Origin of the sequence: Sneathiella litorea, from assembly GCF_009882915.1 — a bacterium.
GTDB lineage: Bacteria > Pseudomonadota > Alphaproteobacteria > Sneathiellales > Sneathiellaceae > Sneathiella > Sneathiella litorea.
Window position 1 is genome coordinate 90,489 of record NZ_WTUW01000009.1, and the last position, 14,180, is coordinate 104,668.

16 protein-coding genes are annotated in these 14,180 nt (G+C 55.5%); 8 read left to right on the plus strand and 8 right to left on the minus strand.

The annotated features are described in order from the left end of the window. Position 1 precedes the first annotated feature (1 nt). Genes paaD through paaA form a run of 4 tightly spaced genes read right to left on the minus strand, consistent with a single transcriptional unit; the run spans position 2 to position 2,521 of the window. Positions 2 to 490, minus strand: a complete 489-nt coding sequence (gene paaD / locus GQE98_RS14410; protein WP_161316417.1) for a 1,2-phenylacetyl-CoA epoxidase subunit PaaD — start codon at positions 488 to 490, stop codon at positions 2 to 4. After that, complete coding sequence (paaC, locus tag GQE98_RS14415; RefSeq protein ID WP_161316418.1) at positions 484 to 1,242, minus strand: 1,2-phenylacetyl-CoA epoxidase subunit PaaC; 759 nt, start codon at positions 1,240 to 1,242, stop codon at positions 484 to 486. Before paaC ends, paaD begins: the two co-directional genes overlap by 7 nt. A 6-nt stretch (positions 1,243 to 1,248) precedes the next feature. Further along, positions 1,249 to 1,545 (minus strand): 1,2-phenylacetyl-CoA epoxidase subunit PaaB, encoded by a 297-nt coding sequence (gene paaB, locus GQE98_RS14420; RefSeq protein WP_161316419.1) that lies wholly within the window; start codon positions 1,543 to 1,545, stop codon positions 1,249 to 1,251. A gap of 13 nt (positions 1,546 to 1,558) precedes the next feature. Continuing rightward, on the minus strand, positions 1,559 to 2,521 hold the full coding sequence (paaA, locus tag GQE98_RS14425; protein ID WP_161316420.1) for a 1,2-phenylacetyl-CoA epoxidase subunit PaaA: 963 nt from the start codon (positions 2,519 to 2,521) through the stop codon (positions 1,559 to 1,561). 168 nt (positions 2,522 to 2,689) lie between these two features. Between paaA and GQE98_RS14430 the strand changes: the two genes are divergently transcribed. Both GQE98_RS14430 and denD read left to right on the plus strand, forming a co-directional pair. Beyond that, positions 2,690 to 3,745 (plus strand): hypothetical protein, encoded by a 1,056-nt coding sequence (locus GQE98_RS14430; protein ID WP_161316421.1) that lies wholly within the window; start codon positions 2,690 to 2,692, stop codon positions 3,743 to 3,745. Then, on the plus strand, positions 3,742 to 4,743 hold the full coding sequence (gene denD / locus GQE98_RS14435) for a D-erythronate dehydrogenase (RefSeq protein ID WP_161316422.1): 1,002 nt from the start codon (positions 3,742 to 3,744) through the stop codon (positions 4,741 to 4,743). Before GQE98_RS14430 ends, denD begins: the two co-directional genes overlap by 4 nt. Here the strand turns inward: denD and mtnA are convergent. Continuing rightward, entirely contained in the window at positions 4,713 to 5,819 is a 1,107-nt protein-coding gene (mtnA, locus tag GQE98_RS14440) for an S-methyl-5-thioribose-1-phosphate isomerase (RefSeq protein ID WP_161316423.1), read from the minus strand. The two genes, denD and mtnA, sit on opposite strands and share 31 nt — an antisense overlap. Before the next feature lie 113 nt (positions 5,820 to 5,932). On the opposite strand from mtnA, the gene GQE98_RS14445 reads away from it, so the two are divergent. Both GQE98_RS14445 and fghA read left to right on the plus strand, forming a co-directional pair. Beyond that, entirely contained in the window at positions 5,933 to 7,042 is a 1,110-nt protein-coding gene (locus GQE98_RS14445; RefSeq protein ID WP_161316424.1) for an S-(hydroxymethyl)glutathione dehydrogenase/class III alcohol dehydrogenase, read from the plus strand. A gap of 11 nt (positions 7,043 to 7,053) precedes the next feature. Continuing rightward, positions 7,054 to 7,893, plus strand: a complete 840-nt coding sequence (fghA, locus tag GQE98_RS14450) for an S-formylglutathione hydrolase (protein WP_161316425.1) — start codon at positions 7,054 to 7,056, stop codon at positions 7,891 to 7,893. Here fghA and GQE98_RS14455 read toward each other — a convergent pair. The 3 genes from GQE98_RS14455 to GQE98_RS14465 are packed head-to-tail and all read right to left on the minus strand — an operon-like array spanning position 7,890 to position 10,635. Beyond that, complete coding sequence (locus GQE98_RS14455; protein ID WP_161316426.1) at positions 7,890 to 8,678, minus strand: alpha/beta fold hydrolase; 789 nt, start codon at positions 8,676 to 8,678, stop codon at positions 7,890 to 7,892. The two genes, fghA and GQE98_RS14455, sit on opposite strands and share 4 nt — an antisense overlap. A gap of 36 nt (positions 8,679 to 8,714) precedes the next feature. Beyond that, a complete protein-coding gene (locus GQE98_RS14460) occupies positions 8,715 to 9,452 on the minus strand; it encodes an isochorismatase family protein (RefSeq protein WP_161316427.1) in 738 nt (245 codons plus the stop codon). A gap of 13 nt (positions 9,453 to 9,465) precedes the next feature. Continuing rightward, complete coding sequence (locus GQE98_RS14465) at positions 9,466 to 10,635, minus strand: substrate-binding protein (RefSeq protein ID WP_161317333.1); 1,170 nt, start codon at positions 10,633 to 10,635, stop codon at positions 9,466 to 9,468. Positions 10,636 to 10,883: 248 nt separating this feature from the next. Here GQE98_RS14465 and GQE98_RS14470 point away from each other — a divergent pair, with 248 nt between their 5' ends. The 4 genes from GQE98_RS14470 to GQE98_RS14485 are packed head-to-tail and all read left to right on the plus strand — an operon-like array spanning position 10,884 to position 14,134. Next, positions 10,884 to 11,603 (plus strand): ABC transporter ATP-binding protein, encoded by a 720-nt coding sequence (locus GQE98_RS14470; RefSeq protein WP_161316428.1) that lies wholly within the window; start codon positions 10,884 to 10,886, stop codon positions 11,601 to 11,603. Further along, positions 11,596 to 12,297, plus strand: a complete 702-nt coding sequence (locus GQE98_RS14475) for an ABC transporter ATP-binding protein (protein WP_161316429.1) — start codon at positions 11,596 to 11,598, stop codon at positions 12,295 to 12,297. The genes GQE98_RS14470 and GQE98_RS14475 overlap by 8 nt, the downstream gene beginning before the upstream one ends. Before the next feature lie 12 nt (positions 12,298 to 12,309). Next, a complete protein-coding gene (locus GQE98_RS14480) occupies positions 12,310 to 13,170 on the plus strand; it encodes a branched-chain amino acid ABC transporter permease (RefSeq protein ID WP_161316430.1) in 861 nt (286 codons plus the stop codon). Next, complete coding sequence (locus GQE98_RS14485; RefSeq protein ID WP_161316431.1) at positions 13,160 to 14,134, plus strand: ABC transporter permease subunit; 975 nt, start codon at positions 13,160 to 13,162, stop codon at positions 14,132 to 14,134. Before GQE98_RS14480 ends, GQE98_RS14485 begins: the two co-directional genes overlap by 11 nt. Positions 14,135 to 14,180: the final 46 nt, after the last annotated feature.

Here is a 14,180-nt window from a genome sequence, read left to right on the forward strand (position 1 = left end):
CCTACACACATTTGAAGTAATCGAAGGGTTCCAGACAATCGAGGCAGCGATACTGCGCCTTACAGGCCGTGGAGCCAAACTCGCTCACCAGCTCGGTCCGTTTAGAGTGGCATTGCGGGCAGGCAATCTCCTCCTGCCCTAGAAGAGCCGCCTTTCCCTTGTTAGCCGGCGGGGCGACGCCATACTCCGCGAGCTTTCGCCGCCCTTCCGCTGTGATCCAGTCCGTCGTCCAGGCGGGGGAGATTTCCATTCTGATCTCGAAATCGGTAATGCCGTGGAGTTTCAGCATGCTCGCGATATCCGCCTCGATCACCTCTGTCGCCGGACAGCCCGAATAGGTGGGCGTGATCGCGATGATGGGATGGCCGTCCTCTCCCGTCTCAATCCGGCGGATAATGCCGAGATCGGCGATACTCAGCACCGGGATTTCCGGATCCTTCACAAGGGCGAGGATATTCTCGATCTGATTATATGTGGCGAGGGCTACCATTTCGCATCCGGATAGGCGCGCGGCAAAAACTGCATCTCGGCGAGGATATAACCCAGATGCTCAGAATGCTTGCCCTCCCGACTCCCGCGGACCGACCAGCTATCTTCCGGGCGGGTCAAGGTTGCCTCGGTCAGCACACCGTTGACATACTCATCCCATTCAGGGCGAAGCGCTGCCACATCCGCGCCGATCCCGTCCACAACCATCGCCTCGTCCACCGCGTCCATGTCGAACATTTCAGGGAGATAGCCCCAGAGCGCCTCAATCGCGCGCTGCATCCTTTCATGGCTTTCGTCTGTTCCGTCACCAAGGCGGATGATCCAGTCCGTGCTGTGGCGGCGATGATATGTCGTCTCTTTCAGGGATTTGGCGGCAATCCCGGCCAGACGTTCATCCGTAGAATTCGAGAGGGCCTCAAACTGAAGATACTGGAAGCTATCGAAGAAGAACTGCCGAGCCATGGTCATCGCAAAATCGCCATTGGGCTGTTCCAGTAGCAGGAGATTGCGCCAGTCTTTCGTATCCCGGAAATAGGCGAGCCGGTCCTCGTCCCGTCCATTCCCCTCGACCTCCCCGGCGTAGGAAAGGAACATCCGCGCCTGCCCCAGCAGATCGAGGCCGATATTGGTGAGCGCGAGATCTTCCTCCAGCATCGGCGCATGGCCGCACCATTCCGCGAGCCGCTGACCGAGGATCAGGCTGTTGTCCCCAAGGCGCAGAAGATAATCAAAAAGCATGTCTTTGTCAGTCATCCTGCCTCACAAATGGCCGACTTCATCGGGAAGCTCGAAAAAGGTCGGATGGCGGTAGAGCTTGTCGTCAGCCGGGTCATAGAAACTGCCCCGATCCTCCGGGGAGGACGCGACGATGTCTGTCGATTTCACGACCCAGATGCTGACTCCTTCGCCGCGCCGCGTATAGACATCGCGCGCCGCCATCAGTGCCATTTCCGCATCCGCCGCATGCAGGCTGCCCACATGCTTGTGATCGAGGCCGTTCTTGCTTCGGATAAAGACCTCATAGAGCGGCAGTTCGCCTTTATTGTTCTTGCTCATACATTCTCTCTCCTTACGCCGCGGCCGCCGCTTTGCGGGCCTCTTGTTTCCGGGCATGGGCAAGCGCAGCCTCGCGCACCCAGCGTCCCCCCTCATGGGCGTCCACACGGGCCTGCAACCGCTCCCGATTGCACAGTCCGTTGCCCTTCACGACATTGCGGAATTCCTCCCAGTCGATTTCCCCAAAGTCGTAATGTCCTCTGTCCTCATTCCATTTGAGCTGGTCATCCGGAATGCGCAAATTCAAAAACTCCGCCTGCGGCACCGTCGCATCGACAAATTTCTGCCGCAGCTCGTCATTCGACTGGCGCTTGATCTTCCATTGCATTGACTGGGCAGAATGAGCGGAATTGGAATCATTCGGGCCGAACATCATTAAAGTTGGCCACCACCAGCGGTTCAAGGCGTCCTGCGCCATGTCCCGCTGTTCCTCCGTTCCCTGCGCCATAGTCATCATGATCTCGTAGCCCTGCCGCTGATGGAAGCTCTCCTCCTTGCAGATGCGGATCATCGCTCGCGCATACGGGCCGTAGGAGCAGCGGCAGAGTGCAATCTGGTTCGTAATGGCCGCCCCGTCGACCAGCCAGCCAATCGCGCCAATATCCGCCCAGTTAAGGGTCGGGTAATTGAAAATGGAGGAATATTTCGCCTTGCCGCTATGAAGTTGATCAAACATCTGGTCGCGGGAAATGCCAAGGGTTTCCGTCGCACTATAGAGATAGAGGCCATGCCCGCCTTCGTCCTGGATTTTCGCCATCAGGATCGCCTTGCGCTTCAGGCTCGGCGCGCGGGTCAGCCAGTTGCCCTCGGGTAGCATCCCGACCACTTCCGAATGCGCATGCTGGGACATCTGGCGGATCAGGGTCTGGCGGTATTTCTCCGGCATCCAGTCTTTCGGCTCGATCCGCTGTTCGGCCTCCACCTTTGCCTGAAATGCCGCTTCGAGTTTTTCAAACTCTCGATCAACTACACCCATCTACCTCTCCCAAAATAGAACGTCCTTATTATGATACATATTAGATATTTTTTCAATTATATTTGTATCGTTTTAAACAGGTACACTGGACTGGCGAAATATGCGGGTCGATGTATACTCGCCTTTCATAATAAAAATAAAAACACATACCGCATTGGGATCAAATTCATGCTGAAAACTTCAACAAAACAAGACAGATACTCGGCTGTCGCCTCCCTCTATCACGCCTATTTCACCGGATTGCTCCTGACCCTTGCGCTCCGCAAGGGCCATGCGGCGGCGGGTGACCTCACGTTCCATGTTTTCCGCCGCCAGCATCATGAGAAGTTTCTCTCAAGTTTTGAAAAGCTGGGCCTGAGTGATCTCCCCGACGCGGTCGCCTGTGCGCAGTATCATTATCTATCGAACGGCGTCGGCGGCGTGCCTGTGGAATATATGTATGAAAGCGATGACAAGGCCTGGGTCCATTTCTGTCACCCTCGCTGGATATATGATGGCGCGGCCATCTGCGGTATCCCGCTAGAAGTAAATCATGGTTACCTGAAGGGTTGGTATGCGCAGAACGGGGTGAGCCTCAAAAACCCCCGCCTCGGTTTCGTTTGCACCTCACAGGATATGGACGGACAATATGGCATGGCCGGATACTTTAAAATGTTCGATCATGACCTCGCGCCGGAGGAAAGATTGCAGTTCGCTCCGGGTGAGATTGCACCTCCGTTTGACCCGTCCACCACGCCAACGCTGGACACGTCTACCTGGCCAGAGGAACGGCTCCAGAAAGCCAACCGCAACTATTCCATGGAATATGCCAAGAACAGCCTGATTATCCTTGCTGATATCTTCGGCCCGATGGAAGCCAATGCCCTTGGCGGCATGACCGCACAGCTGATCGGCAAACAATTCTATCGCAGCACTGCCGACAGCCTTGGGATTACCGGCGACAGCATCGAAGGCTTCGCCCGCTATCTCGCCGGGATGATCGACGGCCACGATGATGAGGTGGAGATAGAAAAAGACGGCGACGCATTCATCGTTCGTCAAAAAGGCTGGCGCCTGATGCGCGGCACAGGCCCACATCCAACCAGCGTCTTCGATAGCTGGAACCAACTCTGGCAAGGCGCCCTCGCCGTTCATAACCGCTATCTTGTGCTGGAAGTATTACAACGTCAGGATTATGGTGATGACTGTTTTGAATGGCGCATACGGATGAGGAAACACGGATGAAGATTGTCATTACAGGCGGTGCCGGATTTCTCGGCAAACGACTTGCAAAAGCACTGCTCAGACGCGGGAACCTCGCCGGACCGAAAGGGGCGCAGCAGGAGATCACTGAACTTGTTCTTTTCGATATCGCGCCTGAGATAGATATCAAGGATGACCGGGTTCGCTATATCTCCGGCGATATCTCCGATGCCGGAGAGATCAACAGCCTGATCGATAAGGACACGGCGAGCATTTTTCATCTCGCCGCGGTGGTGAGCGCGCAGGCCGAGGAGGATTTCGATCTCGGCTTTCGCATCAATCTCGACGGAACCCGCCATGTGCTGGAGGCGGCGCGCGCCCTCCCCCATGCGCCCAAACTTCTGTTCACCAGTTCCATCGCCACCTATGGCGGCGGCCTCCCCGATGTGGTGACGGATGAGACCGCGCAGGTCCCGCAAACCTCTTACGGAACCGCGAAGGTTATGGGAGAGTTGCTGGTGCAGGACTATAGCCGAAAAGGCTATATCGACGGGCGGTCACTCCGTCTGCCGACCATTTCCGTGCGCACTGGCCTGCCGAACAAGGCGGCGTCCACCTGGGCGAGTTCCATCATCCGTGAGCCGCTCTGTGGGCGGGATGCCGTCTGCCCGGTAAGCGAAACGACGCCGATGGCCTGCATGTCACCCGACAAGATTATTGAGGCCCTGATCCATGCCCATGACCTTCCCGCAGAAGCCTTCGGCCCCACCCGCTCCCTCCTCCTCCCCGGGATATCGATCACGGCGGGCGAAATGGCAGCGGCAGTGGAGCGGCACAAGGGCAACCGGCAGCTTGGAAAAATCCTCTGGCAGCCGGATCCCGCGATCCAGAAGATTGTCGATGGCTGGCCCCGCGCGACACATTCCGCCCGCGCCGAAAGCCTTGGTTTTGAGAAGGACGACAATCTCGATGATATGGTCCGCGCCTTTATCGAGGAAGATCTCGAGGATCAGCTCGCCTTATATTCGAGCCGGTCGTAGAGCCGCGCGAGCCCTTCTTTTGACGCGTCGGCGACACCGCGTTCAGTAATCAGACCCGTCACCAGGCACGCCGGGGTCACATCAAAGGCATAGTTGGCGGACGAGCTTTCTTCGGGCAATATCCGCACCTCACTCACCTGCCCTGCGCTATCCTTCCCCTGAATATAGTCCACCTCATGACTATCACGGATTTCGATCGGGATATCTTTCACCCCGTCATCAATTTCCCAGTCAATTGTCGGCCCCGGCAGTGCGACATAAAAGGGCACATTGTTGTCCTTCGCCGCGAGCGCCTTGAGATAGGTGCCGATTTTGTTGCAGACATCGCCCGCCGCTGTCGTCCGGTCCGTGCCGGTGATACAAAGATCGACCTGCCCATGCTGCATCAGATGTCCGCCGACATTATCCACAATGAGAGTATGTTCAACGCCATGTTTACCAAGCTCCCAGCAGGTGAGATGCGCCCCCTGATTACGCGGCCGTGTTTCATCGACCCAGACATGCACCGGTATTCCCGCGTCATGCGCCTTGTAGATGGGAGAGAGCGCGGTGCCCCAATCCACTGTCGCAAGCCAGCCCGCATTGCAATGAGTGAGGATATTAAGGGGGCCCACCTTGCCCTTTTTTTCCCAGATCGCTTCGATCACGCCAAGACCATGATCGCCAATGGCGCTGTTGATCGCGACATCCTCATCGCAGATTTGCGTCGCCTTCTCATAGGCCGCCGAGACCCGTTCGCTTTCCGGCAGCGGAAGGATCAAATCCTGCATCGCGCGGATCGCCCATCGGAGATTAACCGCGGTCGGCCGGGTCGCGATTAATGCCTCGCACATTTTGTTGAAGGCGACATCCCCGGCATCGGCCCTGAGGCCAAGACACACACCATAAGCCGCCGTCGCACCAATAAGTGGCGCGCCCCGCACCAGCATCGCCTTGATCGCATGGGCCGCCTGATCAACGGTTGTCAATCGCTCGACATGGAACTCATGGGGAAGCCGGGTCTGATCGATGATATTGACCGACCAGCCATCGTCATTCAGCCATATACTACGATAAGATGTTCCGTCAATTTTCATGCACTGCTCCCGCCTCAAAATACGCACGAAGTTTAACCGGAAAAGCCTTGCTTCGACAGCCCAAATCTGCAAACTCTGGATCAACAATAGACGTAGTATCAAGGAAACGAACAATGGACGTTAAAGCAGCGGTTGCTCATAAAGCCGGAGCCCCCCTTACCATCGAAACAGTCACTCTCGACGGCCCGCGCGAGGGCGAGGTCCTGGTCGAGATCAAGGCGAGTGGCCTCTGCCATACCGACGCGTTTACATTGTCCGGCGAAGATCCAGAAGGAATCTTTCCCGCTATTCTCGGCCATGAAGGCGCGGGCGTTGTTGTCGATGTGGGGCCGGGCGTCACGTCCCTGAAAAAAGGCGATCACGTCATTCCGCTCTATACCCCGGAATGCCGCCAGTGTGATTACTGCACCAGTGGCAAGACCAACCTCTGCCAGGCGATCCGCGAAACGCAGGGTCAGGGCCTGATGCCGGATGGATCCAGCCGGTTCAAGATCAATGGCGAGAAGGTATTCCATTACATGGGCTGCTCCACCTTTGCCAACTACACGGTCGTGCCGGAAATTGCCCTTGCCAAAATCCGGGAGGATGCCCCGTTCGACAAGGTCTGCTACATCGGCTGCGGTGTGACCACCGGTATCGGTGCGGTCATCAATACGGCGAAGGTAAAGCCCGGCGACAACGTGGTTGTCTTCGGCCTTGGCGGTATTGGCCTCAATGTAATTCAGGGCGCGCGGCTTGCCGGAGCGGACATGATCGTCGGTGTTGACCTCAATCCGGCCCGCAAGGACCTGGGTGAGAAGTTTGGCATGACCCATTTCGTCAACCCCAATGAGGTTGAGGGCGATCTCGTTCCCTATCTTGTCGATCTGACAAAGGGTGGTGCGGATTACTCCTTCGAATGTATCGGCAACGTCAATGTCATGCGGCAGGCACTCGAATGCTGCCATAAGGGCTGGGGCGAGAGCATCATCATCGGCGTCGCGGGTGCGGGGCAGGAAATCTCCACGCGGCCGTTTCAGTTGGTGACCGGACGCGTCTGGAAAGGCACAGCCTTCGGCGGCGCGAAAGGCCGCACGGACGTCCCGAAAATTGTCGACTGGTATATGGATGGCAAGATCAATATCGATGACCTCATCACCCATGTCATGCCCGTCGAGAAAATCAACGAAGGCTTTGACCTGATGCATGAAGGTAAGTCCATCCGCAGTGTCGTGACATTCTAAACAGAAAGACCATGGAAATTATTTCAGAACAGGCTTGCTTCGGCGGCACGCAAGGTTTCTATTCGCATCTTTCCTCCGTTACCGGGACAACCATGCGCTTCGCCGTTTATCAGCCTGCGCAAGCGCGTGGTATGAAGGTTCCGGTCCTCTTTTACCTTGCCGGGCTTACCTGCACCGAGGAGACCGCGACTATCAAGGCGGGTGCACAACGGCTGGCGTCGGAGTTCGGTATAATGCTTGTCATGCCGGACACCAGTCCGCGTGGTGTGGGCCTCCCCAGAGAGGAGGATGACTGGGACTTCGGGACCGGGGCCGGATTTTACCTCGATGCGGTGAAGGAGCCCTGGGCCGACAGTTACCGGATGTACAGCTATATCCGGGACGAGCTTCGCTTGCTGATCAATGAAAAGTTCAATACCGACCCCGACAAGACGGGCATTTTCGGCCATTCCATGGGCGGTCATGGGGCGCTGACCATCGCGCTTAAAAATCCGGACATCTATAAATCCGTCTCCGCCTTTGCGCCGATTTCCTCTCCCATGCAGTGCCCCTGGGGGGAGAAAGCCTTCACCGGCTATCTCGGAACGGACAAGGCGAGTTGGGTGGACTATGACGCGTCGGAGCTTGTCAAAAACGGCCACCGGACGAGTCATATCCTGATCGATCAGGGCAAGGCCGACCAGTTCCTGGAAGAGCAGCTAAAACCGGAGATTTTTGAGGCAGCCTGCAAGGAAGCGGGACAGCCCCTCACCTGCCGCCTGCATGACGGTTACGATCACAGCTACTACTTCATCCAGACGTTTATGGAGGATCATATCCGCCATCACGTGTCGATCCTGCAAAAAAGCTAGACAGACGCGAGATGCGCCCGGACGTTTCGGTTGAACTCTTCGGGCTTGTCGATGGCGAGTTGATGCGCGGCATTGTCGATCACCACCAGATTTGATCCTTCAATCTGCCGGTGGATCAATTCTGATGAGCTGAGCGGCGTGCCCATATCTTCCCGCCCGACGATGACAAGCGTCTTTTTCTTGATGGCCGGGATGCGGTCTTTAAGGTCGATCCCCGCAATGGCATGGCAGCAGCCGACATATCCATCGATAGAAGTATCGACGATCATCTTACGTACACGTTCGCCCAGTTCCGGCCGGTTATCGAGCGATCCTTCCACGAACCAGCGGGACATGGTCGGCTCGACCGTCGCTTCCAGCCCTTCTTCCGAGGCCAGACGAATACGTTCCGGCCAAAGCGCGGCGGCGCCGTCCGGCAGCGCACAAAGGGAGCTTGAAATCACCAGGCTTGTGGTTCGTTCCGGATAGCGAAGCGCAAATTCCTGCGCAATCATGCCACCGATGGAAAGACCAACGAAATGACTTTCCGCCACCCCATAGGCATCCTGTATCGCCGCCACGTCTTCCGCCAGCATCTTGAAGTCATAAGGCCCCTTTACAGGGGCGCTTTTCCCATGCCCCCGCAGTGAATAGCGAAGCACGCGATAATCCTTTTTGAGATCCTCGGCTAGTTCGTCCCAGGCGGTGAGATCGCAGCAAAGCGAATGGCTCATCGTGACGACTGGCGCGCCCTCCGGCCCTTCAAAGCTGGTTTCAAAGTCTATTCCGTTTGCCGTGATTGTCATGATCCCTCCCTTGTTATTATTTGACGGGTGGAATCATTATGTCGGAAAAACTACCTTGTTGACAAGCTGCGCGCCGCGGCTCGCCATAAAATAAAGGCCCATATAATGGGTTACGTCCTGCGGGTGGGCCGCCGCCGCTCCATAGCCGATCTCTTCCGCGACGCTTCGCGGCAAATCATAGGTGGAGCAACCCTTGTCATAGACATAGATATCCTTGAGCCCCGGCATCATATCGTGGTTGCGCGCGCTTAAACTGGTGAGGACAAAATCCATCACGCAGATATCGGTGCAAATCCCGACGACAAGCAGGTCGGTAATGCCATTTTCCGCTACCCAATCGGCCACTGCATTGCTGCCGTCTTTGCGTGTCGCGCCGATAAAGCCATTGATACAGTCCTTACGGACCAGCGTCGTATTGGCATCCTCTTCCAGCCATTTAAGTTCCGGCACCAGCTCCTCTTCGCCGGTCCCTGCCTCGCAATGCGGCGGATAGGGCGGTTCGGGCTTTCCCGGCACATGGGTATCTAGGAAAGCGAGGATCGGCCAGCCCTGCCCCGTGAAATGCCGGGCAAGGCTGACTGTCTCCGATACCATTGTCGAGACCTGTTCATTCGGCGCTGGTGGCGCAAGTGCGCCAGCCCCGACGGTTGCAAACCCGTTCACCTCATCCACAATCACCAGACCGACCTTCCGCCCTTCAGCAGCAGGATCGAATTCGGTAAAGGCAAGCGGCATGGCCGCTGCCAGATCATCTGTAAGGTCTCGGGTCGTCATGGTATCTCCTAACTTATCCGCACTGCGGTGCAGGGTCGATAACACCAAGTTTTTTCGCCACATTCAACGTGCCGTTTTCCGTCTTGGCAATATACATATTCATGGCCGTGTGATGATCTTCCTTTGTAATCATCGCAGAGCCCGTCGGAATTTCAAATGACAACCCGGCCATGCCATCGATCAGGGCCTCCCTATCTACCTTGCCGGCTTTTTCAAGGCCGCCCTTGAGGGCAATCAGGGAATTATAATGGGTCATCACATAGAAGGAAACAACCGCATCGTCGCCATTTTCTTTACGGATCTTGGCGACAAAATCCTGCACGCCCGGCTCCGGTGAACTCGCAACGAAAGGTACGCCAGCGTACATCCCCTCACCCTTGCCCGGGCCAAATGCGCCGAGATAGGTTTCCGCAAAGCCAAGGAAGGCTATTGTCACATTCTTGGTCAGGCCGAATTCTTCTGCCTGCTTGATAAAGGTGATGCCATCGGCCCCGGGAAGCGCGAACAGAAGAACTTTTGCACCCGAATCCGCAATCTTGCGAATGATGGAGGAGAAATCCTTGACGCCGAATGGCGTATATTCCTCGCCAACGGTTGAGCCGCCGATGTCGCCGATAATGGCTTTTGCGGTTTTGAACATGTTCCGCGGCCAAACGTAATCTGCCCCGAACATGTAATAGCTGTCGCCAACCCCCTCTTCCTTGAGATAAGGAATAAGTGGGGCTGTATCCTGGTTCGGGACGGTGTTGAAGGAGAAGAGATAGCGGTTGCAGATGCCGCCTTCATAGTTGGTTGCGTAGAGCAGCGGCGTCTTGCCCCGCTCCATCGTGGCGGCCATCGCATCCCGGCCGGCGGATGTAATCGGGCCTGAAATAGCCAACACCTCATCCCGCTCGATCAGCTTTTTGGCCTTCTCAACGGAGGTTTTCGGGTCTGTCTTACCGTCCTCATACAGCATTTCGACCTGATGACCGAGAATACCGCCGCCTGCGTTAATTTCCGAAACAGCGAGATCAAGGCCCATTTTGGCCTGATTTCCAAACAATTCCAGACCGCCGGAGAATGGCTGCACTGCGCCAATCTTGATGGTCTTGCCGGCGGCAATAGCGGGCATTCCGAAAGTTGAAGCCGCCACTGTGGCCCCCACGGCACCCATAAAATTACGTCTGGAAATATCAATCATCGCATTATCCTCACTAACTAAGAAATACCAATGTTTCGGCACATAAAACAGTTGTTTGTTAAATTGAATTGTGCATGGTTATGCCAGTTACTGTAAAAGAATCAATTAATTACCATTATACAACGACATATTGACCGGATTTTGGCGAAAAATCCTGAAATTCAACGGTACACATACTAAAACTTTGTATGTGCACGTTCTTGATTTATTGGTGTACGTATAAACTGGAATGAATCGGCTGGCTCTGCATGGCTTTTCTGGAATTAAGATCCCTGGTTAAGAATTTCGATGGCCTTCGCGCCACCGATAACTTTACACTCGACATAGCGGAAGGGAGCCTGAACGCGCTGGTCGGCCCGAACGGATGCGGAAAATCGACCCTCTTTAACCTGATAACCGGCGTGCTGACACCGGATAGCGGAGAAATAAGATTTAAGGGCCAGAACATTACCCGCTGGCCACCACATAAGATCGCCCGCCTTGGTATCGGCCGCAAATTCCAGGTTCCGGCTATATTCGAGGAATTGACGGTTCGAGAAAATCTGATTGTTGCCGCGAAAAACAAGAGCCAGCAGGAAATAATCGCGGAAATCCTCGCTCAAATAAACCTTACCAAAGATCCGGATATGCTCGCGGGAGAATTGGCGCATGGCCAAAAACAATGGCTTGAGATTGGTATGCTTCTGGCGCAGGCGCCATCCCTGATCCTGCTGGATGAACCAACAGCCGGTATGACAGGCGCGGAAACACGCGCAACCGCGGACCTGATCACCCGCATCAACCGGGAGCGAGGCATGACGGTTCTGGTCATTGAACATGATATGGGCTTTATCGAGCATCTCGCCTGCCCGCTTCATGTTATGTCAAAAGGGCAGATCTTAAAGTCAGGGAATTTTACGGAAATTCGGAATGATGACGAAGTAAAGGCCCTTTACTTTGGCCAAACGGAGGCCATGGCCAATGCTTGATATACATAAACTTTCCGCGGGCTATGGGGAGGCAATGGTACTCCATGATATTTCCTGCCGGATCGACCCCGGTCAGGTCACGGCACTGATGGGTCGAAATGGCATGGGGAAAACAACCTTGCTAAAAACCATCATGGGGTTGATCAAGGCAAGATCGGGGCAAATCATTTTCAATGGCGCGCCCATCGAAAAGCAACCGACCCATCTTATTTCCCGCGCGGGTTTGGGGTATGTGCCTCAGGGCCGGGAGATATTTTCAGACTTCACCGTCGCCGAAAACCTTCATTTAAGCCAGCTAGGACACAACACCGGTGCCGTTCTGCCACTTGAAAAGATTTATGACTGGTTTCCGATCCTGAAAGAACGATCGGAACAGCGGGCCGGAACCTTTTCCGGTGGACAGCAGCAAATTCTCGCCATCGCGCGGGCGCTGATCGGAAAACCAAGCATGCTCCTGCTTGATGAGCCGACAGAGGGAATTCAGCCCAGCATTGTCCATGAAATTGGCCTACAGCTTCGCCGCATCGCCCGTGAAACCGGGCTTGGCATTCTCATCGTGGAGCAGAATGTGGATATGGTCCGGACCCTCGCAGAAGAAGTATTCTTCATGGAAAATGGTGCGATACAGGAACGATGTGATATTGCGGCACTTCGCCAGGATGACAGTCTTCTGCATCGCTACCTATCGGTATAGAAAGTTAATGCTATGAATGAACTTTTCCCGATAATCCTTGATGTTTCCTCTTACATCCTGATTCTGGTACTGGTCGCGCTCGGCCTGATGATCGTTTTCGGCATGATGGGGGTAATCAATATGGCCCATGGCGAGCTGTTCATGATCGGCGCTTATGTGATGGTGGCCTTGCAAGACGTTGGCCTTCCCTTCTGGGCTGGAATACTCCTTGCCCCTGTCATTGTTGGGTTTTTGGGCCTCCTGATTGAGGCAGCCTTGATCCGCCATATCTATCTCCGGCCACTCGATACCATTCTGGCGACCTGGGGCCTTTCCATTGCCCTTAAACAGCTTGTGGTGCTGACCTTTGGTCCGGAATCGCAAAGTGTCACCCTGCCCGTCGATGGCAGTCTCGAAATCGGGGCGTTCAGCTATCCGCTCTACCGACTGATCCTGATGGCGTCATCGGTCCTTCTTATTGGTGCCACCTTCTGGCTCTTCACCCGGACGGATTTTGGCCTGATGGCCCGTGCCGTCATTGCGCGGCCCGCAACCGCGGCGACCCTCGGGATCGATACCCGGCGCATGTACCGCTGGAGTTTTGTAATCGGCACTGCGCTTGCGGGTCTTGCTGGCGCCCTCGTCGCCCCGATAATCAGCGTCGATCCACAAATGGGGCTCGGGTATCTGGTGCCAGGGTTCCTCTCAATCCTTGTTGGGGGCGCCGGGCCGCTCGCCGGGGTATTGGTGGGCGGCGCTGTTGTCGGCGGCGTCAACAACCTGCTCGCCGTCTGGATATCTCCTGTCGCGGCGATGATCACGGTCTATGTCATTGCAATTCTGATTATACGCCTGAAACCAGAGGGCATCATGGGAGGGCGCCGTGCGAAATAACCTGGTTGCTCTTCTGATCTTTGCGGCCCTTGCTGCCTCACCGCTCGTCATTGGGAGTTACTGGACAGGTCAACTCACGGCCTATCTCGTCTATGGGCTCCTCGCCATTTCCTTGTCACTTGTTTGGGGATATGGCGGCATCCTGTGTTTTGGGCAGGCAATGTTTTTCGGGATCGGCGGCTATATCATGGCGGTTCTGACCAAGGGAATGATCCTGCCTGACCTTACCAGCAGCTATATCGGCCTGCTCGCCGCGATGGCGGGGGCAGCGCTTTTTGCCCTTGCGCTGGGCTATTTTCTATTTGCCGGCCGGGGGATTAGCGGCGCCTATCTCGCCATTATCACGCTCGCCATCACACTGGTGCTGGAACGGCTGATGAATAACTGGTACGCGCTTGGCGGCTACAACGGCCTGCTCAATGTCCCGCCAATCAAGCTCACCTTCTTCGGCGCAAGCTTTGAGCTTTGGGATCGCCTACCGACTTTCTATGCTGTCCTTGGCGTTGTCACCGTTGTTTATTTTGGAACCTCCCTGCTTCTCAAATCCGCCTATGGCCTCAAGCTCACAGCCAGTCGCACCCATCCCGACCGGCTTTCGTCACTTGGATACAGCGTCCTCAGCATCCGGCTTTCCGTTTTCGCGTTGAGCGCTGCTATTGCCGGACTGGCGGGCGCCATCTTCGTCACACTGGATGGATTCGCCTCGCCGACTCTGATCGGCTTCACCCTCTCGACAGAGGTGCTGATCTGGGTCGCTATCGGTGGCAAGGAAATGCTGCTCGCGGCATTTCTTGGTGCTATTCTGACCCGAACGGCGGAAAGCTGGCTTTCCGAAATATTTGGCAATTACTGGATCCTGATTCTCGGGCTCACCTTTATGGTAAGTGTTGTCCTGCTTCCCAAAGGACTTCTTGCGACACCCCTTGAATGGCTTACAAAGGGGAAAGGTAAACGCTCTGGGTAAAACACGCTCAAATCAAATAATGTCGAGCATAATTAATTTGCAATAA